This window comes from Larkinella humicola, from assembly GCF_008727875.1.
In the GTDB taxonomy this organism is placed as follows: domain Bacteria; phylum Bacteroidota; class Bacteroidia; order Cytophagales; family Spirosomataceae; genus Larkinella; species Larkinella humicola.
This window is the reverse complement of sequence record NZ_VTWS01000001.1, coordinates 281272-305381: the sequence shown is the minus strand read 5'-3', so window position 1 is coordinate 305381 and position 24110 is coordinate 281272. Positions and strand designations below refer to the sequence as shown.

At 52.1% G+C, this 24110-nt stretch carries 18 protein-coding genes; 11 read left to right on the top strand and 7 right to left on the bottom strand.

Going from position 1 to position 24110, the window contains the following annotated elements; genetic code table 11:
- Positions 1-22 precede the first annotated feature (22 nt).
- From F0P93_RS01390 to F0P93_RS31680, 4 genes are all read left to right on the top strand, one after another.
- Positions 23-3385: a DEAD/DEAH box helicase gene (locus F0P93_RS01390; RefSeq protein ID WP_150874590.1), complete on the top strand. Its 3363-nt coding sequence runs from the start codon at positions 23-25 to the stop codon at positions 3383-3385.
- Positions 3386-3549: 164 nt separating this feature from the next.
- On the top strand, positions 3550-5052 hold the full coding sequence (locus tag F0P93_RS01385) for an ATP-binding cassette domain-containing protein (RefSeq protein WP_150874589.1): 1503 nt from the start codon (positions 3550-3552) through the stop codon (positions 5050-5052).
- A gap of 341 nt (positions 5053-5393) precedes the next feature.
- Entirely contained in the window at positions 5394-7592 is a 2199-nt protein-coding gene (locus tag F0P93_RS01380; protein ID WP_225309327.1) for an alpha-amylase family glycosyl hydrolase, read from the top strand.
- A complete protein-coding gene (locus F0P93_RS31680) occupies positions 7561-7821 on the top strand; it encodes an alpha amylase C-terminal domain-containing protein (RefSeq protein WP_225309326.1) in 261 nt (86 codons plus the stop codon). Before F0P93_RS01380 ends, F0P93_RS31680 begins: the two co-directional genes overlap by 32 nt.
- A 153-nt stretch (positions 7822-7974) precedes the next feature.
- On the opposite strand, the gene F0P93_RS01375 is transcribed toward F0P93_RS31680, so the two are convergent.
- The gene (locus tag F0P93_RS01375; RefSeq protein WP_150874588.1) at positions 7975-9069 is read right to left on the bottom strand and encodes a glycoside hydrolase family 130 protein; all 1095 of its coding nucleotides are present in this window, start codon (positions 9067-9069) and stop codon (positions 7975-7977) included.
- Positions 9070-9313: 244 nt separating this feature from the next.
- Here F0P93_RS01375 and F0P93_RS01370 point away from each other — a divergent pair, with 244 nt between their 5' ends.
- Together F0P93_RS01370 and F0P93_RS01365 are read left to right on the top strand one after the other, a co-directional pair.
- On the top strand, positions 9314-10063 hold the full coding sequence (locus tag F0P93_RS01370; protein WP_150874587.1) for a head GIN domain-containing protein: 750 nt from the start codon (positions 9314-9316) through the stop codon (positions 10061-10063).
- 218 nt (positions 10064-10281) lie between these two features.
- The gene (locus F0P93_RS01365; protein ID WP_150874586.1) at positions 10282-11904 is read left to right on the top strand and encodes an ABC-F family ATP-binding cassette domain-containing protein; all 1623 of its coding nucleotides are present in this window, start codon (positions 10282-10284) and stop codon (positions 11902-11904) included.
- Between the two features lie 125 nt (positions 11905-12029).
- Here F0P93_RS01365 and F0P93_RS01360 read toward each other — a convergent pair whose 3' ends face one another.
- A complete protein-coding gene (locus F0P93_RS01360; RefSeq protein ID WP_150874585.1) occupies positions 12030-14471 on the bottom strand; it encodes a TonB-dependent receptor in 2442 nt (813 codons plus the stop codon).
- 610 nt (positions 14472-15081) lie between these two features.
- Between F0P93_RS01360 and F0P93_RS01355 the strand changes: the two genes are divergently transcribed.
- Both F0P93_RS01355 and F0P93_RS01350 read left to right on the top strand, forming a co-directional pair.
- A complete protein-coding gene (locus F0P93_RS01355) occupies positions 15082-15759 on the top strand; it encodes a sensor histidine kinase (protein ID WP_191908705.1) in 678 nt (225 codons plus the stop codon).
- Positions 15760-15779: 20 nt separating this feature from the next.
- A complete protein-coding gene (locus F0P93_RS01350) occupies positions 15780-16466 on the top strand; it encodes a LytR/AlgR family response regulator transcription factor (RefSeq protein WP_229315660.1) in 687 nt (228 codons plus the stop codon).
- Between the two features lie 80 nt (positions 16467-16546).
- On the opposite strand, the gene F0P93_RS01345 is transcribed toward F0P93_RS01350, so the two are convergent.
- From F0P93_RS01345 to F0P93_RS01335, 3 genes are all read right to left on the bottom strand, one after another.
- On the bottom strand, positions 16547-16843 hold the full coding sequence (locus F0P93_RS01345; RefSeq protein ID WP_150874582.1) for a TIGR03643 family protein: 297 nt from the start codon (positions 16841-16843) through the stop codon (positions 16547-16549).
- An 89-nt stretch (positions 16844-16932) separates the two neighbouring features.
- Complete coding sequence (locus F0P93_RS01340; RefSeq protein ID WP_150874581.1) at positions 16933-17760, bottom strand: sterol desaturase family protein; 828 nt, start codon at positions 17758-17760, stop codon at positions 16933-16935.
- 198 nt (positions 17761-17958) lie between these two features.
- Positions 17959-18756, bottom strand: coding sequence for an SRPBCC family protein (locus F0P93_RS01335; protein ID WP_150874580.1), 798 nt, complete (start codon positions 18754-18756; stop codon positions 17959-17961).
- A 234-nt stretch (positions 18757-18990) separates the two neighbouring features.
- On the opposite strand from F0P93_RS01335, the gene F0P93_RS01330 reads away from it, so the two are divergent.
- The 3 genes from F0P93_RS01330 (at position 18991) to F0P93_RS01320 (ending at position 21768) form a co-directional block, all read left to right on the top strand.
- Positions 18991-19107 carry a 30S ribosomal protein THX gene (locus F0P93_RS01330; protein ID WP_114408947.1) on the top strand — a complete coding sequence of 39 codons (117 nt, stop codon included), beginning with the start codon at positions 18991-18993 and terminating at the stop codon, positions 19105-19107.
- A 95-nt stretch (positions 19108-19202) separates the two neighbouring features.
- Positions 19203-21152 carry a tetratricopeptide repeat protein gene (locus tag F0P93_RS01325; RefSeq protein WP_191908704.1) on the top strand — a complete coding sequence of 650 codons (1950 nt, stop codon included), beginning with the start codon at positions 19203-19205 and terminating at the stop codon, positions 21150-21152.
- A 43-nt stretch (positions 21153-21195) separates the two neighbouring features.
- Entirely contained in the window at positions 21196-21768 is a 573-nt protein-coding gene (locus F0P93_RS01320; RefSeq protein ID WP_150874578.1) for a pyridoxamine 5'-phosphate oxidase family protein, read from the top strand.
- On the opposite strand, the gene F0P93_RS01315 is transcribed toward F0P93_RS01320, so the two are convergent.
- Positions 21757-22944 carry a T9SS type B sorting domain-containing protein gene (locus F0P93_RS01315; protein ID WP_150874577.1) on the bottom strand — a complete coding sequence of 396 codons (1188 nt, stop codon included), beginning with the start codon at positions 22942-22944 and terminating at the stop codon, positions 21757-21759. The two genes, F0P93_RS01320 and F0P93_RS01315, sit on opposite strands and share 12 nt — an antisense overlap.
- 17 nt (positions 22945-22961) lie before the next feature.
- Positions 22962-24053, bottom strand: a complete 1092-nt coding sequence (locus tag F0P93_RS01310) for a Gfo/Idh/MocA family protein (protein WP_150874576.1) — start codon at positions 24051-24053, stop codon at positions 22962-22964.
- Positions 24054-24110 lie beyond the last annotated feature (57 nt).

Genomic DNA, 24110 nt, shown 5'->3' with positions numbered 1-24110 from the left:
CAACAACCTTCGTCGGTCACCCATGCTCAACCTTTCGGCTCACCCCGCGTATTGTCTGGAAACGGTTACAATACCGACTTTGTCCGACGGAATCCTCTTCAAACACAGTTCCGCAGCCGCCTTTTCCACAGGGAGTTACACCGACGTCATCGCGGTTGAACTGGCCGTCGATCAGGGTACTTTTGTCCTCGCATCCCGGGACATTCAACGTACGGAAGTAGTTGTCAGCCAGTCGGAAGAGGCACTCCGGATTTCCTGTTCGTGTCTGGCTCCGAAAGACCGGTTGTGTGAGCATCAGGTCCAGGTTTTATCGGCGATTGTCAGACGAAAGGAATTCCGGATCTTTTTTGATCAGGTCCTGCGGTATGAAGCCATCAAACCGGTCGCCAGAGACTACGGTCTGGAGAATGAGAGCCAACTGGATGCGTTTTTCCAGGTAGACTACGAGAATAAAACCCTCACGATCAAACCCAATCGACCGGAATTACTGCGATTTAATCAGGCCGACAAAGCGTTGCTGGTGTCGACCCTGGTACCAAAACCGGGTCGGCTGGAGCTGATTCTGGAAGAAACGGCGTCGAAGCTCAAGCGAATTGTCGTCTTTACGAAACACCGCTATTCCGATCATTTCGGGCTGGAATTGTTCGACGCGCCAACGACGCGGGAAGGGAACGTAAAAAATCCACTCACCCCGGTACAGCCGCTGGAAGCGATCAACCGGATTGAGCATCTGAACGAATTAAAATTCTATTCGGCGCTCGCCCGATTTCAGCATACCCACCGCAGCAAAAAGACCGAATCCGACCTGGAAGCGCTGCGGTTTGTGGCCGAAAACCCCGGAAAACTGGCTTTTTATTACCATTCGAGCAGCGTATCCGAAAACATTTCCTCCCAGTCGCTCATCCCGGTAAAGCTCAAAATTCTGATGGGCGACCTGCGGTTGTGGGTTCGTCAGGTCGATCAGTTTTACGAAATCCGGGGTTCGCTCGTGGTGGAAGGTACCACGCAGGAACTCCACAAACTCGTTCTCAAATACGATTACTTCATTCTGCTGCACGACACGCTGCACCTCATCGACAACCCTGACTATCTGCGGGTTATTGAGTTTTTTAGCAAGAAAAGTACCCGAATCGTTCTGCACCAGTCGAAGTACAGCGAATTTCAGGAAGCGGTTTTGGCCAAACTGGAAAACCAGATTCGGATTACCTATTCGTATCTGCAACCGGCAACACCCGCGCAGCTCGAAGAAAACGGCTTTAATCTGGAACGCGAACACCTCCTGTATCTGGCCGACTCCGAAGATTACGTCATTCTGACGCCGGTCATGAAATACGGAACCGTTGAAGTGCCGGTATTGTCCAAAAAACAGATTTACTCTGTCGACAGCCAGGGAAAACCGTTTACGGTGGAGCGCGACGACGAAGCGGAAATTCAGTTTACGATGGCGATTGCCAGCCAACACCCTGATTTTCAGAGCCAACTTGACCGATCTGAGTTTTATTTACACAAAACCCAGGTGCTGGATGAAAACTGGTTTCTGGACGCTTTCGATGCCTGGAACAGCCAGAACATCCGGGTTCTCGGTTTCAATTCCCTGAAAAACAACCGCCTGAATCTCCACAAGGCCAAGGTGTCGGTAGTGGTCAACAGTGGTCTGAACTGGTTCGAAACGCAACTGGGGTTGTCGTACGGCAAGCAGCAGGTTTCTCTGAAACACCTCCACAAAGCGATCAAAAACAAGAGCCGGTTTGTGCCGCTAGACGACGGAACGCAGGGACTGTTGCCTACCGAATGGCTCGAGCGGTTTTCGGCTTATTTTCAGGCGGGTGAGGTGGTGAATGACGTGATCCGGACGCCCCGGATTCGTTTTTCGGACTTGCAAAAGGTGTATGACGACGGGCAACTCAGCAGCGGGGTTTCGGACGAAATCAAGACGCTGGCCGCCCAATTCGCCGACTCCCCATCCATTCCGCCCGTTGCAGTCCCCGACGAGTTGCACGCTACGCTCCGGGATTACCAGAAAGAGGGCGTTTACTGGCTGAACTTCCTGGACGAACTGGGATTTGGCGGCTGCCTGGCCGACGACATGGGCCTCGGAAAAACGCTCCAGATCCTGGCTTTTTTGCTGGTGCAGAAAGCCAAAAACCGCACCCGGGCCAACCTGGTCGTGGTGCCGACCTCCCTCCTGTTCAACTGGCAGGCCGAGGTGGCGAAATTTGCGCCCACGCTCCGGCTGTACACCTTCTACGGAAACAATCGCAGCCTGAAGAAAAAAGACATCGACCAGTACGACATCATTCTGACCTCCTACGGCACGCTGTTGTCAGACATCCGGTTTCTGAAAGACCATACGTTCAATTGCATCGTTCTGGATGAGTCGCAGGCCATCAAAAATCCGGAATCGCAACGCTATCACGCGGTTATGCTGTTGCAATCGCGTACCCGGTTTGTCCTGACCGGAACGCCCATTGAAAACCATACCTTCGATCTGTTCGGGCAACTTTCGTTTGCCTGTCCGGGTTTGTTGGGCAATTACCACTATTTTCGGGCGCATTATTCCACGCCCATCGACAAATTCGATGATCGGAAACGCGCCCGCGAACTTCAGCAGAAAATCAGCCCGTTCATTTTGCGCCGGACTAAAGAGCAGGTCGCCACCGAATTACCCGACAAGACGGAGATGATTCTGCACTGCGAAATGGGACCCGACCAACGGAAAGTCTACGACGCTTACGAACGTGAATTCCGTACGTTTCTACTGACGACGCAGGACGGCGACATTCCCCGGGAGCGCCTGCATGTGTTGCAGGGACTCACCAAACTGCGGCAGATTTGCAACTCGCCGATGTTGCTCAACGACGATGAATTTTATGGCGACGCGTCGGCCAAGATCGACATGCTGATCGAGCAGATTGAAAACAAATCACCGCAGCACAAAATTCTGGTTTTTTCGCAGTTCGTCACCATGCTCGACCTGATCCGGAAAGAACTGGAAAACAGACAGATTGGCTTCGAATACCTCACCGGCCAAACCACCAACCGGGAAGCCTGCGTCAACCGGTTTCAAACCGACGAAACCGTCCGGGTGTTTCTGATCAGCCTGAAAGCGGGCGGAACGGGCCTTAATTTAACCCAGGCCGACTATGTTTATCTGGTCGATCCGTGGTGGAACCCGGCGGTGGAAAACCAGGCCATCGACCGAAGTTACCGCATAGGTCAGAAGAAAAATGTGGTGGCCGTGCGTCTGATCTGCCCGGATACCATCGAAGACAAAATTCTTCAGCTTCAGGAATCTAAAAAAGACCTGGCCGATCACCTCATCAAAACCGACTCGTCCATTCTGAAATCACTGAATCGAACGGAACTGTTGAGTTTACTGCATTGATTTTTTTATCTAGGACTTTCGCTTGTTGCCCCTAAATCTCCTAAAGGGGACTTGGACGCGGAACCCTCCGGATGCTAAAAGTCCCCTTTAGGGGATTTAGGGGCAACAAGCGAAAGTGTAAAATATTATCAGACATAAGTCCTATTATCGTTAATTCCATTGAAATGTCTATCAGTCCGTTACTTTCTTTACAAAATGCCACCGTTCGCCGGCCCACCGGCCTTATTTTACAGAACCTGAGCTGGACCCTGAAACCCGGTGAACACTGGGCGGTTCTGGGGCCTACGAGTTCGGGAAAAAGTACGTTCCTCGATGCCCTGAGCGGGCGGTTGCCCGTGGCGAGTGGCGCGTATGCTCACCCGGTGGGTGTTTTGCGGGAAGTGGTCGAGCAGGTGGCAAATGATTACCGGTTCGACCGGCAGGTGGCTTCGTCGGCCCGGTACTACCAACAGCGGTTTAATGCTGATTCGGCGGAAGAAGCGCCGACGGTTTGGGAGGTTTTGCAACACCGGATCAAGCCCACCGGAACCGTCAATGAACATTCCGTCGAATTACCGCCACCGGCTTTTCCGGAAGATTGGCTGGCCGAAGTAGCTGACTGGGTGCATATTACGCACTTGCTGGACCGCCATCTCACGTCGCTCTCCAACGGCGAAACCCGCCGGACGCTGCTGGCCCGCTCGCTCTTACGCCGTCCCGAAATTCTGCTGCTCGACAACCCGTTCGGCGGTCTGGACGTGGATAGCCGCGAACGGCTGCACGGGATTTTGAACCGGATTGCCGCCGAAGGAACGACGCTGGTGCTGGTGACGACACCCCGCGAAATTCCGGATTGCATCACGCACGTTGCTGAATTGACGGACGGCCAAATCAGTTGGCAGGGACCGAAAGCCGAACGACCCGCACTGCCCGAATCCGCCCCCGAAACCCTGACCGACCCGGCCCTGCTCCCCCGCTGGCTGAACACCTCGGCAACTTCGTTCCATACTGCGATCGGGATGCGGAATGTGACGGTGAGTTACGGCGAGAAAGTGGTGTTGAACGCGATCAACTGGGACGTGAAACGGGGTGAAAAATGGGCGGTTTTGGGTCCCAACGGTTCGGGAAAATCCACCTTGCTGAGTTTGATCACGGCCGACAATCCGCAGAGCTACCGCAATGAGTATGAACTGTTTGACCGAAAACGAGGCACCGGCGAAAGCATCTGGGATATCAAACGGAACATTGGTTTTGTGTCGCCGGAACTCCACCTGTATTTTCCCCGCGAGCAACCGGTCTGGAAAGTGGTGGCTTCCGGCCTGTTCGACACGGCAGGACTTTTTCGCAAATTGACCCCAGACCAAACTGAACAAATGGAATTTATGCTGGACTTGCTGCGCATCCAGCCCCTGCGCGACAAGCGGCTGGCGCAACTCTCGACGGGAGAACAACGCTGGGTGTTGCTGGCCCGCGCTCTGGTGAAAAACCCTCCCCTGCTCGTGCTGGACGAACCCTGCCAGAACCTCGATCCGGCCCACATCGCCCGGTTCCGGGATTTAGTCGATGAACTATGCCAGTCGCCGGAACGGACGCTGCTGTATGTGTCGCACTACGCCGAGGAAATTCCGACCTGCGTAACGAAGGTGCTGCGGCTGGATGCGGGGAAAGGCACGATTGATCTCCTGTAATACAACCGAGTGTGCATTCCCTCACAACAAGCCCGAAGGGCTTGACTCATGGGTAACCCCGGACAAAGTCCGGGGAGGCTGACAGAGTCCGTAGGCCGCGATAGAGCCCAGAGCAGCTGATAGAGTCTGGTACTACTGACAGAGTTCGGGGAGGCTGATAGACTCTGAGGCTACTGACAGACTTGCCCCGATGGTGTGATCTCCCGCTGCCCCGGACTCTGTCCGGGGTTATCCATGCGGAACCCCGTTAGGGTTCTGCGGTGTAGCTGCCGAACACTCAATAAGTCTGTTATTCAAAACCGCCGGCAAGTATCTTTCTGTCAGCATACAACCTGACGATCATGGCGACCAAAACCGTTACCTTCCTCTACCTCACCGGTATCAAAAGCCCCTTGTTCTCAAACGCTATCCTGCGCGGAAGCTGGGACGAAACCGGCCACTATTCCGATCTGTGGACCGATACGCCCATGCTGGAAATCACCGGCGACGATGGCTGTCCGGCGTTTCAGGCAACCATCCCGCTTCAGGACGATGGCGACGACCCCTTTTTTCACTGGGGTGTTCGGCTGGATGGCCCCGAGCGACCGAACCAATGGGGCATTCCGACGGAAGTGCCGAATCCATATTCCGTAGACCGGTTCCGTTCGTTTCGACTGAATGCCGAATCCGATAGCCAGACCGAACGGTATTACCTCACCTTCAGTCGGCGGTTGGGGGCCAACAAGGTGTATTCCGAAACCGACGCCGAACCGGCACTTCAGTTCTCGGTGTGGGCGCCCAACGCGCAGGCCGTTCAGGTGGTTTTCGGGTTGCCGGATTCGGGCTATATTGCCAACGACGGAACTGGCATCGATCCAACCCGACCGCCCATTCCGCTGGTCAAACCGTCCGACGACGGAATTTGGAGAAGTACGATTCTGCCCGGTTTTAAAACCTACGAGCGCCTGCCCTACATGTACCAACTGGTGACTGCGCAGGGCGAAACTGTATACCGCACCGACATTTTCTCCCGCAGCCAGATCGGTTGTGGTGGCATCAATCCGGAAAATAACCCAAGCTGGCCAGGCACCATCGAAACCCTGGATGGTGCCATCAGTTGCAGTCTGATCATCGATCCCGACACCATCAGCCGCGATTTTGAACCACCTTCCGACCAAGCGCCGGTTCTCGTTCCGGCCACTGAATTTTGGGCGGATGAATTTACACCCAACCTGCCGCTTCCGGCACACGTGGACGATCTGGTGATTTACGAATTGCACATCGGCTCCCTCGGTTTCGGGAAAGACCAACCGGGCGACCTGACGGATGCGCTGGCCCTGCTGGATTATCTGACGGCCCTGGGAATCAACACCATCGAGCTGTTGCCGATGGCCGAATTTACCGGCAGCATTGCCTGGGGCTACGGCGGAACCCACCACTTTGTGATCGAATCCAGCGCCGGTGGGCACGACCAATACCGTCATTTTGTGCGCGAATGCCACCGTCGGGGCATCGCTGTTCTCCAGGATGTAGTCTATAACCATTACAATTATGCCGCCGACCGGGCGCAGTGGCAGTATGATTCAACGCGGCCCGAAGACAACATCTATTACTGGTACGAAGGGCATTCGAGCGATTACGCGCATTCCGACGGCGGTTATCTCGACAACGGTTCGAGCGGCTGGACACCCCGGTTTTCGGAAGAAGTCGTTCGGCAACAATTCATCAGCAGTGCGGCTTTTCTGATCGACGAAATGCACATCGACGGTTTGCGGGTCGATCTGACGCAGGCCATTCACCGCGACAATGTGCTCCACGCCAACGGCCATTTAGTGGGTCGCGCCAACCAATTCGGGCAGAAACTGCTGCGCGAATGGAGCCGCACGCTGAAAATGATCCGCCCCAACGTCATGCTGATTGCGGAGGATCACACGGGCTGGGATGCCGTCACCAAACCGGCGGCTGGCGGTGGGCTGGGCTTCGATGCAACCTGGTACGTCGATTTCTACCACCACCTGATTGGCGACGCCAAAGGCCAGGATTCGAAAGCCCGGCTGCTGGAAAAAGCCGGTTTTGGGTACAACGATCCGCTGCCCATGCGCCAGTTTGCGGCTTCACTCCACCAGAGGCCAGTACAGCACGGTGGTTTTTCACGAATCGCACGACGAAGCCGGAAACCACGACGGCCCGCTGTCGGAAAGCACGGCGCGGACGATGGTGGTGGCGGTCAACAACGCCGAAATGACGCCCACTACCCGGTTTTGGGCCGAAATGCGCTCCCGAACGGTTTTTGGTTTATCGCTGCTTTCCGCCGGAACCCCGATGTTTTTCATGGGCGAAGAAATTGGCGCCCGGAATCGCTACAAGTACGATACATTCATCCATTTACGGGAAGATTTGCTGGGAGAACGCAACGGTTTGGGCGCCAACATGTACCGGTTTTACCAGGATTTGATTGCCGTCAGCAAGCGACTCCAGTCCATTCGCAGCCGGAACATCGACATTCTGCACGCCCAAGACAACAGCCGGGTGATTGCCTTCAAAAGGTGGCTCGGCCATGAGCAGGTGCTGATCGTCGCCAGTCTGAACAACATGCCCTACGATCAATATACGATCCACAGCGATTCGTACCGGTTGCCCACGGGCGGCTGGAAGGAAATTTTCAACAGTGATTCTGAACTCTACGGCGGGGCTAACGTGGGCAATGGCGGGGCCATTCACCAAGCTTCAAATGGCTCCATTACGATTGCCTTGCCGGCCAACGGTTTGGTGTTGTTTGTGTTGCAATGATCCGGTAGTGTCATCCGCCGAATGGTCCGGGGATGGATCATCCGCAACGATCCGGGGATGGATCATCGCAACGATCCGGGAATGAATCATCCGTACCCGGATTGCATCCGGAGCTAATGTTGTCAGCCCGTTGGGCTGGTTGTCGGTTGTGTTTCAGGGTTTTTCGGGGGCGGTGGCGACGGCAATTTTGGAATCGGCGGTGCCGTAATACAAAAACCACTGGCCTTTGTAGGGGACTAACCCTTCGATAAAACAAACGTGGTTGATCTGGCCGACCATTTCGTAAGGCTGATCCGGTTTGAGGAAATAGGTTTCGGAGCGGTCGATGAGTTTGGTGGGCTCGCTGGCATCGAACAGCAACTGACCGGCCGCGTAGGTTCCGTCCGGCAAATCCCGGTCGCCGTCTTTCCCGTGGTTCATGCCGTTGTACAGCAACACAATGCCACTGGGAGTGATCAGGGCGGGTGGGCCGGGTTCCAGCAGGCGGTAATCGTGCTTGTCTTTCCGCCGTTCGGCCACCGCAAACAGTTTGCCGTTGGTGGTTTCGACGGGCGTCCAGTGGATGAGGTCCGGCGACGATGCGCAATACAGTTGCGGCTGATCTCCCCAGTACATCCAGTATTTCCCGTTGATTTTCTCGGCCACCAACCGGCTCCCGATGCGTTTGCACACAATCGAACCCGACTTCGACCATTCGTTGCGGTATTTCAGATCATCGAACGCCAGCCCCTGTTTTTTCCAGTTGATCAGGTTTCTGGAGGTTGCCACGCAAAGCCGGGCCTTGTCGCCGTCGTAGGCCGTATAGGTCATGATATAGACCCGGTTGGGGCTTTCCACAATCCGCGGATCTTCACAGCCGCCCTCCCACTCATACACCTTCATGGGGTCGTTGTCGGGGTAAAAAACCGGTTTGGGCCGTCGCTTGAAATGGATGCCATCGGTGCTGACGGCAAGTCCCAGCCGCGAGGTTCCGGCGTGTTTTCCAACGGTATCTTCGGCCCGGTAGATCATGCAGATTTTGCCTTTACGAACCACTACCGCCGGGTTAAAGACATCCTTTTCCTCCCAGTGTACGGTTTCGCCCCGCAACGGACAATCAAAGGTGGTGTTTTTTTGGGCATCCAAAACCGGGTTGGCGGCATGTTGCTTCGTGAATTCGCCAATCATCCACGGTTTATAGGGCGACTGGGCGTAGGACGCGACGTGGAATACGAGGACGACAAGCGATAAAAAGGAACGATATACCATGAGCAATTGCGAAAGTAATGATAGGAACACGGATGGAACGGATTGGACGGATTCACGCTGATTAAAATCCGTTTAATCCGCTCCATCCGTGTTCCCATCCAAAAATTCAATCCCAACATACAGGAATTTAGGTTAACAACCGCAATCAGACGGTTCAGGTTATAAAAAACGCAGTTGATCCAACTATAACTTGAACCGCAAACCGATTCACGCCAATTTTGAGTGACATAAACAACAACGACCAATGAAACGATTTTTTTTATTTGCAACGCTATTGGCAATTTTCGCCAGCGTTCTGTCCGGGTGTAACCGCGAAGACATCGGCCCACTGCAGGAAGGCGAGAAAGCTTTTTTACTGACGGGTTTCGACCGCCTGGAAATGGGCAGCGGTTTTGATGTTACGCTGGAGAACGGCCCGGCTTTCAAGATCATGGCCAAAGGCGATCAGCGCAACCTGGATGACCTGGATGTGGAAGTCCGTAACGGAACCCTGTTCGCCGACTACCGCACCAATAGAAGCCGGAAATACAGCACCGCTTTCACGATTACGATGCCGAACCTGCGGGGTGCCAACTTCTCGGGCGGAGTTCATGCGAACGTGAAGGGCTTTGCGAATCTGACCAACTTGGACATTGAGCTCTCCGGCGGTGCGCACGGATCTTGGGAAGTGATCGCCACCCGCACGAATGCCGTGGTGTCCGGCGGTTCCAAACTGCGACTGATCGAGTCCAAAATTACGACGGGCGGTGATGATTCCATTTCCAGTTTGATCAATCAGCTCACCGTCGATGCGTCCGGCGGCTCCCACGTCGAAGCCTTCGACTACGCGGCCAAGTCGGTGAACGTGAAAGCATCGGGAGCCAGCCACGCCGAAATTACCGCGACCCAATCGCTGACGGCGGAAGCCAGCGGGGCCAGCAAAATCCGGTACAAAGGCAATCCGGCCAACGTCAACCAAAGAGCTAACGACGCCAGTAAAATTGAGAAGAACTAAACCCTGACAGCGGCCAAAGGCCCTGTCAGCGGTTAAAAGCCTCCCCAACTATACACACTACTGTCCACCCCATCCCGAAAAAGCGAAAACCGCTGACAGGGCCTTTCGGCCGCTGTCGGGGTTTTCGCTGCATTTTGAGATTCATTTGCCGGTAAAATGGCAAAAAAAGGCAAATTTCCGTACCTTTGCACCTTCATTTCAACAAGGAGAGCAATCGAATGATTTCAGTACAAAACGTCTCACTCCGCTACGGCAAGCGGGTTTTATTCGACGACGTCAACATAAAATTCACCGCTGGCAACTGCTACGGGGTGATCGGCGCCAACGGAGCGGGCAAATCAACGTTTTTGAAAATCCTGTCGGGCGAAATCGAACCCCAGACGGGTTCAGTCGTCATCACGCCGGGCGAACGGCTTTCGGTGTTGAACCAGAACCAGTTTGCCTACGATGAGTTTCCGGTTTTGCAAACCGTCATCATGGGCAACAAACGCCTGTATGACATCATGCAGGAAAAGGACGCCCTCTACGCCAAAACCGACTTTACGGATGCCGATGGCGAGCGGGCGGCCAACCTCGAAGGCGAATTTGCGGAGATGAACGGCTGGGATGCCGAGTCGGACGCTGCTTCACTGCTGAGCGGTTTGGGCATCAAAGAAGACCTTCACTACAGCCAGATGGCCGATCTGAACGGTTCCGAAAAAGTGCGGGTGCTGCTGGCCCAGGCACTGTTTGGCAATCCGGACATTCTGCTGCTGGATGAACCGACCAACAACCTCGACGTCGAATCGAGCCTGTGGCTGGAAAACTACCTGGCCAATTTCAAGAATACCGTGATTGTGGTTTCTCACGACCGCCACTTTCTGGATCAGGTTTGTACGCAAGTCGTTGATATTGACTTCTCTAAAGTTCGGCTTTTTACCGGTAACTATTCATTCTGGTATGAATCGAGCCAACTGGCCCTGAAACAACGCCAGGATCAGAACAAGCGGACGGAAGACAAACGCAAGGAACTGGAGGAATTTATCCGGCGGTTTTCGGCTAACGCTTCCAAGTCAAAACAGGCCACCAGCCGGGCGAAATTACTCGAAAAGCTGACGCTCGACGACATTGCGCCTTCGTCCCGGAAGTATCCTTACATCAATTTCAAACCGGAACGCGAACCCGGCGACCAGATTCTGAACGTCGAAAACCTGACCTACACGAGCGAAGACGGCGCCCGGCTGTTCACCAACCTGTCGTTTTCGATGCGCAAGGGCGACAAGGTGTTCCTGTTCAGCCGCGACGGTCTGGCCGTGACGGCCCTGTTCGATATACTGGCCGGTGAACGTAAAGCCGATTCGGGCGAATTCAAATGGGGCGTTACCATCACGCCGTCGTATTTTCCGAATGACACCGGTCGCGATAAATATTTCCAGAATGACCTGAACCTGGTGGACTGGCTGCGGCAGTTTTCCGTGGAGAAAGACGAAAGTTTCATCCGCGGTTTTCTGGGCCGGATGCTGTTTTCAGGCGAAGAGTCGCTGAAGAAATCGACGGTTTTGTCCGGGGGCGAAAAAGTGCGGTGTATGCTTTCCAAAGTCATGCTTTCGGGTGCCAACCTGCTGTTGTTGGACGAACCGACCAACCACCTCGACCTCGAATCCATTACGGCCCTCAACAACGGCCTGATCGACTTCAAAGGTCCGATTTTGTTCACCTCGCATGACCACCAGTTCGGCGAAACCATCGCCACCCGCATCATCGAAATTGCCCCGAACGGCCACCTCGATAAACTGATGACCTACGACGAGTACCTCACAGATGAAAACGTGAAACAACAACGCGAAGCGCTTTATAAATAAGGTTTTCAGTTTATGGTTTACGGTTGCTGACGCATTCTACATTCGCTATTCTCTATTCAATATTCATTATTGATGAATGCAGCAGCAACCGTAAACCATAAACTGAAAACCGTATACCGTACCCCTCAATCCACTCTTCCTTTCTCCGCATCAGCGGCATTGTCGTTGTGCCGGCGTTTCCGGGCGAAGGTTTCCTTGCCAAACCGGTACGAAAAGGCCACCCCAATCCGACGTGTATCGGTGATCTGGGTATGAAAAGCATCGGCCTGTTTCAGACTGACCGTTCGGTCTTTTAAATTCCACGAATGAAACAGATCCTCGGCTAACAACCGAACACTTCCTTTGTCTTTTAATACTTTCTTTTGCACTGCCAGATTGATCCGGTAACGCGGATTTGTTATCCTTTGTCCATTCAAATCTTTGGTAACATAAAAACCGGTTACCTCGCCATTCCAGCCTTTATCAAATTTCAATTGATTGACAAGATTCATTCTGGCCTGGTAGATTTCAGGGTTAAGTTTTTCAGAATAAGCCACTCCGTTTAATGCCATATGGGCAATGGTTAAGTTGGCATTTAATGTCCACCATTTTGTGAGCGATTGATTCAGATTGGTTGCCATTGCCAGAATGCGACCGCTTGCCACGTTGTTCGGACTGGTGATAAAAATGTCATCAATGGCTTGTGTCGTCTGGAAAATCACATCGGTAAACTGATTGTATTGCAACGCAATGCCGAAGTTATTTTTATGCTGGTACTTCAATTCATACTGAAAATGGTATTGCGGTTTCAACAGTGGATTTCCGGAAATATAGGAATACGCATCCCGGTAAAATAAAAACGGATTCAGCAGTTGGTAATTGGGGCGATTGATCCGACGGGCTATGCTCAATGCCAGGGTGTTATTTCCCAAACTATCCAGCTTGTACCGAAAAAAAGCCGTTGGAAATAACCGCGTGTAGTTTTTATCGAACGTGGTTGCTTTTACTTCCGCATTTCCCAACTGACGACCGTTCACCAGCGTATTTTCCAGGCGAAAACCGAGTTGGGCGGCCATCCGTTTCCACTCTTTGCGGCTGTTGAGGTAAGCTGCCTGGATGGTTTCCCGGTAGATGAAATGGTTGGATTTGCCATAATCCGGCGTCTGAACGTTGCCTGATACAGCATAATAGTGGGAATCATTATCCGTGGTAACAAAACTGGATTTAAAACCGGCTTCCAAAACGGCCTTATTTTTTAAGGGATGCACGTAATCAGCTTTGGCCGTATAAATGGCGATTTCCGAGGGCAGATTATACAGAAAGTCCCTGCGGTTCGTAAATGATCCGTCGGCGCTTCTGATCATCGTAGTGAGTCGTTGTTCGCCCGTTGTCAGGTGGGTAATGTAGTTGACATCGGCCGTAAGTTCCCGGCCCTCCAGGTTAAATTTATGCTGAAAATTTCCATTTACACCCACATTGCGCCAGTTGAAATGACCATTGGTGTACCCCTTTCCAAGCGAGTCTAAAACGGACCTGGCCGTAAAGTTTTTACTAAAATAATCGAGCCTTTCCTGCCTGGAGCGATTCTGATAATTGACAACAAAACCGAAAGTTGTTTTGGCCGAAATGGCATAATCCATGCCCAGCCTGGTCATGACTCCGGGAACGGTGTACATAAGGTTATTCTGTAAAACGACCGAGGAGTTAACGAAAGAATTCTCATTGTAAAGAATTCGGTTATACGAATCATCTGCATAATCGGCATCCCGGCTATATCCCATGCTACCAAACAGGTTTATCTTCTTGCGGTTATAATTGACGTTGATTACATTATTGGTTCGTGCTGTCACGCCCTGGCTATAACTGGCAGAAATATCCCCAACAAAGCCCTGCACCCGGTTTTTTTTCAGACGAATGTTAATGATACTCGTGCCAGCCGCATCGTACTTGGCGGGCGGGTTGGTCATGAGTTCAATTTTATCCAGCGAACCGCCTGGCAAAGACTTCAGATACGACGCCAAATCCGGCCCGGACAGGTAGGTCGGCCGACCGTCGATCAAAACCAATACGCCGGCTTTTCCGTTCAGGCTAATTTCGCCATCGGTGCCGACCGTGACACCCGGCGTTTTTTCGAGCACTTCCAGCGTAGTACTGCCAATACTGGAAATCATCGCATCTACATTGACGACGGTTTTGTCAATCTCCTGCTCAATCAAGGGTCGTTTGGCCACTACGACCACTTCGTTTAGCATTGTTTTTGAAGGCGTTAAAATAATCACCGGCAACGAAACCTCCGGGTGCTGGTCATCGATGGTCAGGGGACCACTCCGGTAATCGTTGCTGCCAACGCTTGACACACGCAGAATATACCGGTTAGTAGCCAAGCTTTTAAGCTCAAATTTACCATTCCCGTTGGTGATTTCACCCTGTACCAGGGTCGAGTCGGAAGCGCTTAACAAACTCACGGTCGCGCCCGGTACGGTTTCATTTTGGGAATCTTTAACGACTCCGCGAATGGTTTTAGGAGTTACCTGAGCCAACGCTGAAAAGGCAATAAGCAGGAAGAGGATGGAAAAAAAAGACTTCATAGTGTAGTCGTTCTAACGGCAATTGTCATACTTGCCAAGCAAATATGAATGGCGCAACGATCGTCGGCAATAAATCAGGCTATACCGGACTAACCGGCTGACAGAATGCGGATTTGAGGGGTTGAAACACTTGGTGCGACTCTACACGGTTTCCGTCAGCATTTTTTTCGAGTTCAACCGGTATGTTTACCGGAGTGGAAGATTTTGATCAGCTTTGGGATGCAAACCAGCCCATGCGGATGCAACAAATATGAAAAAAGCAGAAAATACGGACTTTGCGGGACTAACGGGACTTCAAAAACACCTGGTTTTTAGCCTCATCACGGCCATACCAATCTACCTCGCGAGTAATTTGTATACCCAATCCATCGTAACACGGGATGATGAAGAAGCGGCTTTAGCCGCCACGATTTTCTTTTTAGGAGGCATTTATATCGGTCGGTATGTTTCTTTAATGTGGGTGTCAAAAAAAATACCGTTCCGCCTTTTTCTTAACTTATCCTTGCTCAGTATACTTTGCCTTTGCTGGATTTTTTTTCACGCCGATTTTCCGCTCAAAGAAACCCGGATCTTCCTTAATTTAATATTGTTTTATCTGCCGCTATTCCTGATGAGTATTGCCATTGGAATGCTCATCAAACTGGGGCGAATAACCGTTGAAAATCAGCTTCAGGAATCGAAAGCGGTGGCCGAACAGAGCCAGAGCGAACTGCATTTGCTCCAGTCTCAGTTAAGTCCTCATTTTCTATTTAATACCCTGAATAATTTATATGGAATTTCGATTTCCCAACACGAGAAAATTCCCACGCTATTGTTAAAGCTTTCTGATTTGCTCCGGTATTCGGTGTATGATGCAAAGGAATTGTTCGTCCCCTTGCGGGACGAACTGTCCTACATCAACAACTACATCGATTTCGAGAAAATTCGCATTGGCGACCGGCTTACACTCACGACTTCGGTGGAGGATCTGACCCATGCCGATCTAAAAATTGCGCCGATGTTGCTCATCGTGTTTATTGAAAATGCTTTCAAGCATTCCAAAAACACGACCGAACCGTATATTTCGATTGATATTCACCTGAAAACCTGGGGAAATTCAATTCTGTTTGCCGTAAAGAATTCACATGGTGCAACGTCTGGTGAGAGCGGTTTTCTGGAAAAAAACAGCGGTTTGGGGTTGGCAAATGTGAAGAAAAGACTGGATTTGCTGTACCCAAACGCCTACGAACTCACCATACAGAACGAAGGCGGATTTTATCAGGTCATGTTACAACTGAAAGTAAAATGAACCCAATCCACTGTTTGATCGTGGATGACGAACCTATTGCCCGGGACATCATCCAGACCTATTGCAGTCATTTCCCGAATTTGAAAGTCGTAGCGTCCTGCAGCAATGCGCTGGAAGCTAAAGCGGAACTTCAAAAACAGCCCATCGACCTACTCTTTCTGGACATTAATATGCCGGTTTTGAACGGGATTTCTTTTTTGAAAACGCTCAGGAATCAGCCGCAGGTTATCTTCACAACCGCCTACAAAGAATACGCGGTAGATGCCTTCGACTTATCGGCCATTGACTATTTATTAAAACCATTTTCGCTGGAACGGTTCATGGTTGCGGTTGACAAAGCGCTGGAACGATTACAGCCTAATCCTGTAAGTATTCAAGAAATAACGGAGAAAAACACCGAAGATTATCTATTTGTAAAAACTGACGGAAAAATTTACAAAATCTTCTATTCTGATTTGTTATACGCGGAAGCCAGCGGCAATTACACCAAAATTATAACGATGCAAAACACGATTCTGCCCGGTATGACCTTCTCCAGTCTCGAAGAATTGCTACCCAAATCCCGGTTTCTCAGGGTTCATCGCTCTTTCCTTATCAACAAATCGAAGATCACGCACATCGAAGGAAACCGGATTTTTATTGGCAAAAATGAAATCCCAATTGGCAGTAATTACCGGGACGGTTTTTTGAAGTCGCTGGGCTTGTAACGCAGCTTTATTCTCCGTCAACACAAAAATGGATAGCAAGTGGGTCAGGTACCCGGTACAACAAAATACAAAAAAGGAGTTTAGACTCGCTTGGAAATCCGGTTGTGGGTCACCGTCCGCTGCTGGTTCGATTTAAACCGGGCATCTTCCTCCGCCGACAAAGCCGCGTGTTTGGTAGCCCGACCCTGAACCCGAGCGCGCCACTTTCGCCACGAGGCCGGTTTCAGTTGCCGGCGCATGACATCGATCACTTCCTGTTCCGACAGCCCAAACTGAGCTTCGATGGCATCAAAGGGCGTGCGGTCTTCCCACGCCATTTCGACAATGCGGTCCAGGTCTGTTTCTCTAAGCTCAAGTGCCGGTTTGGAACGTTTCATACCGGAACAACGATCCCGGCTTTCACATAATTCCCCCGCAGTGCCCCAGGCAAAAACAAATGCGTTGGACGCGTATCTGACGCCTGACCTTAAACTGGGGGGCCAAAAAGAATGTTGAACACCTCGCGGGCGGATTTTGCCCTTCGCAGGTCGCGGCCAATCTCGACCCAGACGTGGAAGTTCAGATACACCGGGTTAAACGATTCTACCGGTTTGGTCAGGCCGTAGACCGGCGCTTCGTCTTCTTCCTGAAAGGTTCCGAACAGGCGGTCCCAGATGATGAGCGATGAACCAAAATTTTTGTCGAGGTAGCGGTCGTTGCTGCCGTGGTGAACCCGGTGATGGGAAGGCGTCACGAAGAAAAATTCAAACCAGCGTGGCAACTTGCCGATCATTTCGGTATGAATCCAGAACTGATACAACAAATCGATCTGGTAGCAGGTCAGGATAACCACCGGATTAATGCCTGACACCCAGGCCGGTATAAAAAACACCAATTTCAAATGCTGGGTCCACGAATTGCGGAAAGCCGTCGAGAAATTCAGGTGCTCGGACGAATGGTGCGTAACGTGCGTAGCCCACCAGACGCGTTGTTTGTGGGCGATCCAGTGCGCGGTGTAATTGCAGAAATCGATCAGCGCGTAGGCCAGCAGCCAGGTCCACCACCGGGTTTCGAGCCGCCAGGGCGTGAGGTGGTAGAAAAACAATGCCATCCCGAAAACGCTGGTTTTCAAAATGGCATTGATCAGCAGACTTCCGGCCCCAATGCCCACCGACGACCAGAAATCACGGCTTTGATACCGGTGTTCCTCGTCGTGGCGGGTCAGCCAGAACTCCAAAAGTACGGAGCCAAACACCACCGGAGCGGCATAGGCTGTTAGGGGGAGCAGTTCGTGCTCCAGTTGTTGCAAGTCCATCAGGTCGTTGTCATTTACTGTTCGACCCTATGACAGCCAATTGAAGCCTTCCCCCTATTGAATAGTTAAAAAAATGTTAAATGAAAAATGATGAATGTCAAATGCAAAAGTGGCTCACTTGTCCACACTTTTACATTTGACATTCATCATTTTTCATTTAACATTCCTACTTGACTAAAGAACAAGGCATTTGTTGAATCAAAGCTGTGCGCTTCCCGATGGTAATTCGGTCGGCTGATTCAGCGCGGCTTCCACATCATCTTTCTCCATAATTTCTTTAAACCGGTAGAGATCTTTTTCGATCATCTGTGAGAACGTCGGGTTAAAGAGCTTCATCAGTGCGCTGCCGATCTGTCCCACGGGTGGCCGGTAGTGGATCGTGGCCAGAATTTCGGTCCCAAAACCGTCTGCCGAATCCCGAAACCGCACCTCGCCCGCATTGTCGACCCGGGCCCCTTCTACGGATTTCCAGACCAAACGTTCGTTGGGTGTTTCGTGGATAAGCTGCGCATCCCATTCCAGGGTTCCAATGGCTTCGGCCACGGCACCTCCAGACGACGAAGCCTGGGCAATCCAGTGCGAATGCGTCGAATCCAGTTGACGGACTTCTTTCAGATGAGACATAAACCGGGGCAGATTCTCCAGTTTCCGCCAGAACTGATACACCTCTTCACGGGGCTTGTAGATGGTCATGCCGGCCGAAATCTCGATGGGTTTCACCGCCATCGCTTCGCCCTGCGCCGTGTTGCGACCCACGGCTTCACTCACGGGACAATGACCCGATAACCCCCGGTAGGCTAGGTAACCGCCTGCTGCAGCCAGCAACAATCCGCTCAATGATCCCCCTTTGAGGCCAAAGGCGACCAGAAGGGCTCCCCCGGCGGTCGACCAAACCCGCTCCTCTTCTCCTACATTGATCCGGCTCGATCCGCTTACTTCCGGTTCGAGTGGTCCGATTCCGGACTGTCCCGAAACCGGTGTTCCTGTATTTGCCATACCTGTATTTTTTTGCGTTTTTGTTTGCAGGATAACCCGATCAGGAGGCAGATGTTTGGAAATATGAGGGATTGGCCTGGCCATTCTTCCGGAAAAACTCCTTCCGCTGACGGCATGAGGTAAGTTCGTAAAGCTTGGGCTTTGAATTGTGCGATTAAATGATTAACTATGATTTCTTGTTGACGAATGTCGTCAATCATGATCTCTTAAGTCTGTACACATAAATTTTTGAACATGGGAAAAGGAGATGTTAAAACCAAGCGCGGAAAAATCTGGCGCGGTTCGTACGGCGTAACACGCCCCAAACTGAAAGATCAGCGAGGAAAAATAGCGAAAGTGGTCAAAGAATAAACTGCTATTTCCATAAAAAAGCCCCGCCAGACAAATTGCGGGGCTTTTTTATGGTATATATTTTGTGGCAATTCAACCGAACTCTGAATCCTGCCATGGCCAAACCAAAACCGACCGGACAACGGACGAACCCGTCGCGTCCTCAGGCGATACCTGCCTCTTCTCCTTTAAAACCGGCTCAACCAGCACCGCCCGTGCTGGCGAAAAATGGCTATCAAATCTACCTCTGGCTCCCGCTGCTGCTGCTGACGGTTTTTATTGCCTACGCTTTCGGGTTCAGCAACGGGTTTGTAGACTGGGATGATTCGGAATATGTTTTCGGAAATCCGTATGTTCTGGAACCCACCGCCGATCACGTCCGCACCTTGCTAAAGTCGGTGGTTGCGCTGAATTACCATCCGTTAACGATGCTGTCACTGGCCGCTAATTCAGCTTTATTCGGCCCGGAAGCCACGTCGTTTATTGTTACCAATACGGCAATCCATCTTCTCAACACGTTCCTGATTTTTGGTTTTGCGTATCAACTAAGTCATAAAAATCAGTGGGTTGCGCTCTTCGTGGCCGCCCTATGGGGGCTGCATCCGATGCACGTCGAATCGGTCATCTGGGTGTCGGAACGAAAGGATGTTCTCTACACCTTTTTCTTCCTGTTGGCCTGTATGACTTACCTTCGCTATCGGAAATCAGGGGCAATAATCTGGTTACTTTTCACCTTTTCTTTGTTTGTAGCATCATGTATTACCAAAGCGATGGCCGTCGTGCTGCCTTTTGTGCTGCTGTTGATCGACTATTGGAATGCGGGCGATCAGCCTCTTAAAAAGACGTTTAAACCGGCGGTTCTAGTTGAAAAATTCCCCTTTCTGCTGGTAGCGGTTTTCGTGGGTCTGGTGGCAACCAACGTACAGGCTGGCGGTGATTTTCACGGCTGGCTGCTTCGGATTGCGGAGAAAAAAGACGCCGTCGGCCAGGAACCCTTTGCCGCCCGCTGGCTGGTCTACGGCAGCTACGGTTTTCTGATGTACCTGATCAAACTCGTCGCCCCCTTCCGTCTGTCAGCTTTTTATCCGTATCCCGAAAACGTTCGGAACATCGAGCTCCAGCACTGGCTGGGGCCGGTAGCTTTGCTGCTGGTGGTTGGTTACGCCGTCTGGCAGCTGCTGACCGCCAAAACCGAGCGGCAGCGGCTGGTGGTTTTTGGTATCGGTTTTTTCCTGATTACTATTTTTCTGGTATTGCAATTCATGACCGTCGGAGCCGCCATCATGGCCGACCGGTACAGCTATCTCTCCTACTTTGGCCTGATCTTCCTGGTAGTTTACGGCTTGTATTTACTGACTGGCCAGAACCCTTCCCGGCTCCGATTGGCCACCATCGGTTTAGGTGTCTTTACCGCCCTGTGTTTTTACCGAACGATTCAACAGGTAAAAGTCTGGAAAAACACCGAAACGCTCTGGCTCAATGCCCTCCAGTATTATCCCGATAACGATCAGATGCGCGAAGGCCTGGGCGATTATTACGGCAAAAATAACCGCATCGACGAAGCCATGCAGCAGTTCAAGGCCGCCATGGAGAACGGCAGCAACCGCTACCATTGCTACGAAGGGCTGGGCAATGCCTACGGTTTGAAAAATGATTTTCCGAAGGCGCTGGAAATGTATAACCAGGCCATCCGGATGGATTCGACCAAGAGCGATGTGTATTACAACCGGGGGTTAACCTACAACAAAACCAGCCGTTTCCAGGACGCCCTGCGTGACTTCAACAAAGCCCTGACGCTGGCACCCGGCAAAGATTCGGTGGTACTGACAGCGCGCGGTTTTACGTACCTGCAACTCAAAAAATACCAGGAATCACTGTCTGATTACGAACGGTATCTGCGCTACAAACCCAACGATCCGACGGCCCTGCACAACCGGGGTGTCGACCGGTTTTACCTCGGCGACCGACCGGGCGCCCTGGCAGACATTCGCCGGGCGGTGGCGCTGAAACCGGATTACGAAGAAGCGAAGAATAACCTCCGGCAGTTGGAACAGGCGGGGCAATAACCGTTTTTTGGTATATTTACGCTCCGTCATTTGCACGAACTTTATGGGAAAATTTCACGATGTTATCAAGTCTCCCCACCAGACTTTCATCAAAAAACAGCATATTTTTTTCGTCAGCACCGCCCCGCTGCGTGGGGATGGTCGCGTCAATCTCTCGCCCAAAGGACTGGACTGTTTCCGGGTATTGTCGGACAAGCAGGTGGGCTACATGGACCTAATCAGCAGTGGCAACGAAACCTCGGCGCACACGTTGGAAAACGGTCGCATTACGATCATGTTCTGCTCGTTTGAAGGCCCACCCCTGATTTTGCGGCTGTATGGCAAAGGGCGAACGGTTTTGCCCGGTTCGGACGAATGGGCCATGTATGCCCCGAATTTCACAATTTATCCGAGTACCCGGCAGCTTATTTTGGCCGACATCGACCTGGTGCAAACCTCCTGCGGGTTTGGCGTCCCGTTGTTCGATTACGTTGGCGAGCGCGACATCCACTTTGAGTGGGCTGAAAAAACCGGCAAGAAAGGACTTGAGGACTACGTTACCGAAAAAAATCTGACGAGTCTCGACGGTTTGCCAACGAGCATCGGTCTGGAAAGAACCCAATCGTTACGGCACTAACACCACGACGCCCCGTTTTTGAAACCGCCTGCCATCCGGTTTTTCCTGATCCAGCCGATACGAGTAGGTTCCCGGCGGAACGGTTTTTCCCTGTTGTTTACCATCCCAACCGGTCAGGGCATCATCCGTTGAAAAGACCACTTCGCCCCAGCGATTGAAAATCGTCAGCGTTGCCTTTCCGCCCAACAGCCCCTGAAGCTGCCAGTGGTCGTTGATGCCGTCGGCGTTGGGGCTGAAAGCGTCGGGCAAGAAAACCGTCGAGTCGGGAACCGGTGCGGGTTCGGGCGGTTTGGGGGGCGTATAACACACCTCGGCAGAAGGTGCAGCCTGTAAGCAGGTATCTGCGAGAACAAGTCGAAAACAAACCGCCATTGTCGTATCCGCTATCAGCCTGACCGTTGCATTCACCGCGTCAGAACGTTGGCTGGTTTGGACGTAGGTTCCGCCGGGCGACCGCTGTTCAATTCGGAAGCGGTTTCCACCGGGATTGCTGATGGTCAGGTCGATTGCCTGGGCACCGACGGCCCGCACCTGATCGATGACGGGCGTCATGGCTTTCGTATCGGGCCGGAAAGAAACCCGGGTTGTGCCGCCACAATTGCCGTAGAGATGCACGCCCCGAACGGAAATAGACCGCTGACTTTCACTGGAGTAAGTATGAACCCCCACGGGAGAAACACCACCGAGCTGCTCCTGCGTCCCATCGCCCCAATCGACCCGGTACCAGTCATATTGATACTCCACTGACTTCGGAATCGTGACCATCACCCGCATTTGACAGCCCGTCACCACCAGTTCGGGCGGCAGCGTGTCATACACCTGAACAATGGCGCACGCCCGAAGCTGGCGTCCATCCTGTTCCGAATATTGCAAAACCCGGAATAGTCCGGGCTTTTGATACGTAAAAACCGTGTCCCGAATCAAGTCGGAATCTTTCACTGCTCCTCCCTGATAATCATATACATACCGAACATTCGTCACATTTCGGAGGCCGCTCGTGGCCGTAATTTTCAAAGGCAGGCAACCGATACCGGGACTGATCTGAAGCGCACCCGTAAACTGACCGGCGGTGGGCGTACACTGATCCGGCTGGGCGAGGCAGAAGCAAGAAATAAAAAGAAAAAGTACAAGGAAGAGAATCCCGGAACGATGCGTTACGGCTTTTGCGAGATTCATCGGTCGGGTGGTTTACACTAGGTCAACTTCACCGATTGGCCGGATTTGGCCGCCCGATAAATCGCTTCCACAATCCGGATGTCGCGCAGTCCTTCTTCGCCGGGAGCAATCAACGGTTTGTTGTTCATGATGGCATCGGCATCGTCGTCCATCTGCATGGCCTGCTGGCGGGGAACGTCGTAGGGATGCTTGATTTTTACCCCGCCCGATGCTTCGCCCGTCTGACCGTTGTAGGCCGAATACGGTTCCATTTTCAGAAATCCTTTCTCACCCGTCACGTGCAGGAAATTCATATTGATCCCGAAGCTGGTCTGAACAGCCGCCCGCGCCCCGCTCGGAAACACGAGTTGGGCCATCGTGGTCTCGTCCAGTCCGTTTTTGTAGATTTCGGGCCGGGTCGTATACTGCTGGGCGGTAACCGAAATCGGTTCTTCGCCCGTTGCCAGCCGCGCACCCTGCAACACGTAAACGCCCATGTCGTACATCACGCCCCCGCCCATTTCCTTTTTCTGCTTCCAGTGCGTGGTGCGGTTGTCGTTGTACCCCGCCGAACAACTCACCATTTTAATCTTGCCGATTTTGCCGTCACGCAAAAACTTGATGTATTCCTGCGTATTCGGTTCGTGCTGTAGACGATAGCCAACGGCCAGCGAGCGTTTGTTCTGCTTGCAGGCGTTGATCATGTCCTGGCACTCCTTCTCCGTCATGGCCATCGGTTTTTCCACCCAGACGTGTTTGCCCGCTTTGGCCGCCCGGATCACATACTCGCGGTGCATGGACGGGGGCAGAATTACATAGACAACATCGATGTCGGGGTTGTCGGCAATTTTGTCGAAGTTTTGGTAGTTGTACACATTCTTTTCGGGAATGTTGTACTTCTTGGCCCAGGTCTCGGCTTTCGAGGGAGTTCCGGTAACAATACCGGCCAGGTAACAATTTTTGGTCAGTTGCAAAGCCGGCGCGATCAAGTCCGTGCTGTAATAGCCCAGTCCCACCAGTGCTACTCCCAGGCGGTCTTTTTTGGGCGACTGCGCAATGGTCAAGGGCGAGAACGCCAGTGAAGAAGCAATAAGACCGGTTTGTTGCAGAAAAATCCGTCGAGTAGGCATAAAAGTAAGTTATGAATTAAAAGTTAAGAGTTAAAAATTAAAACGGGACGTTGCTGC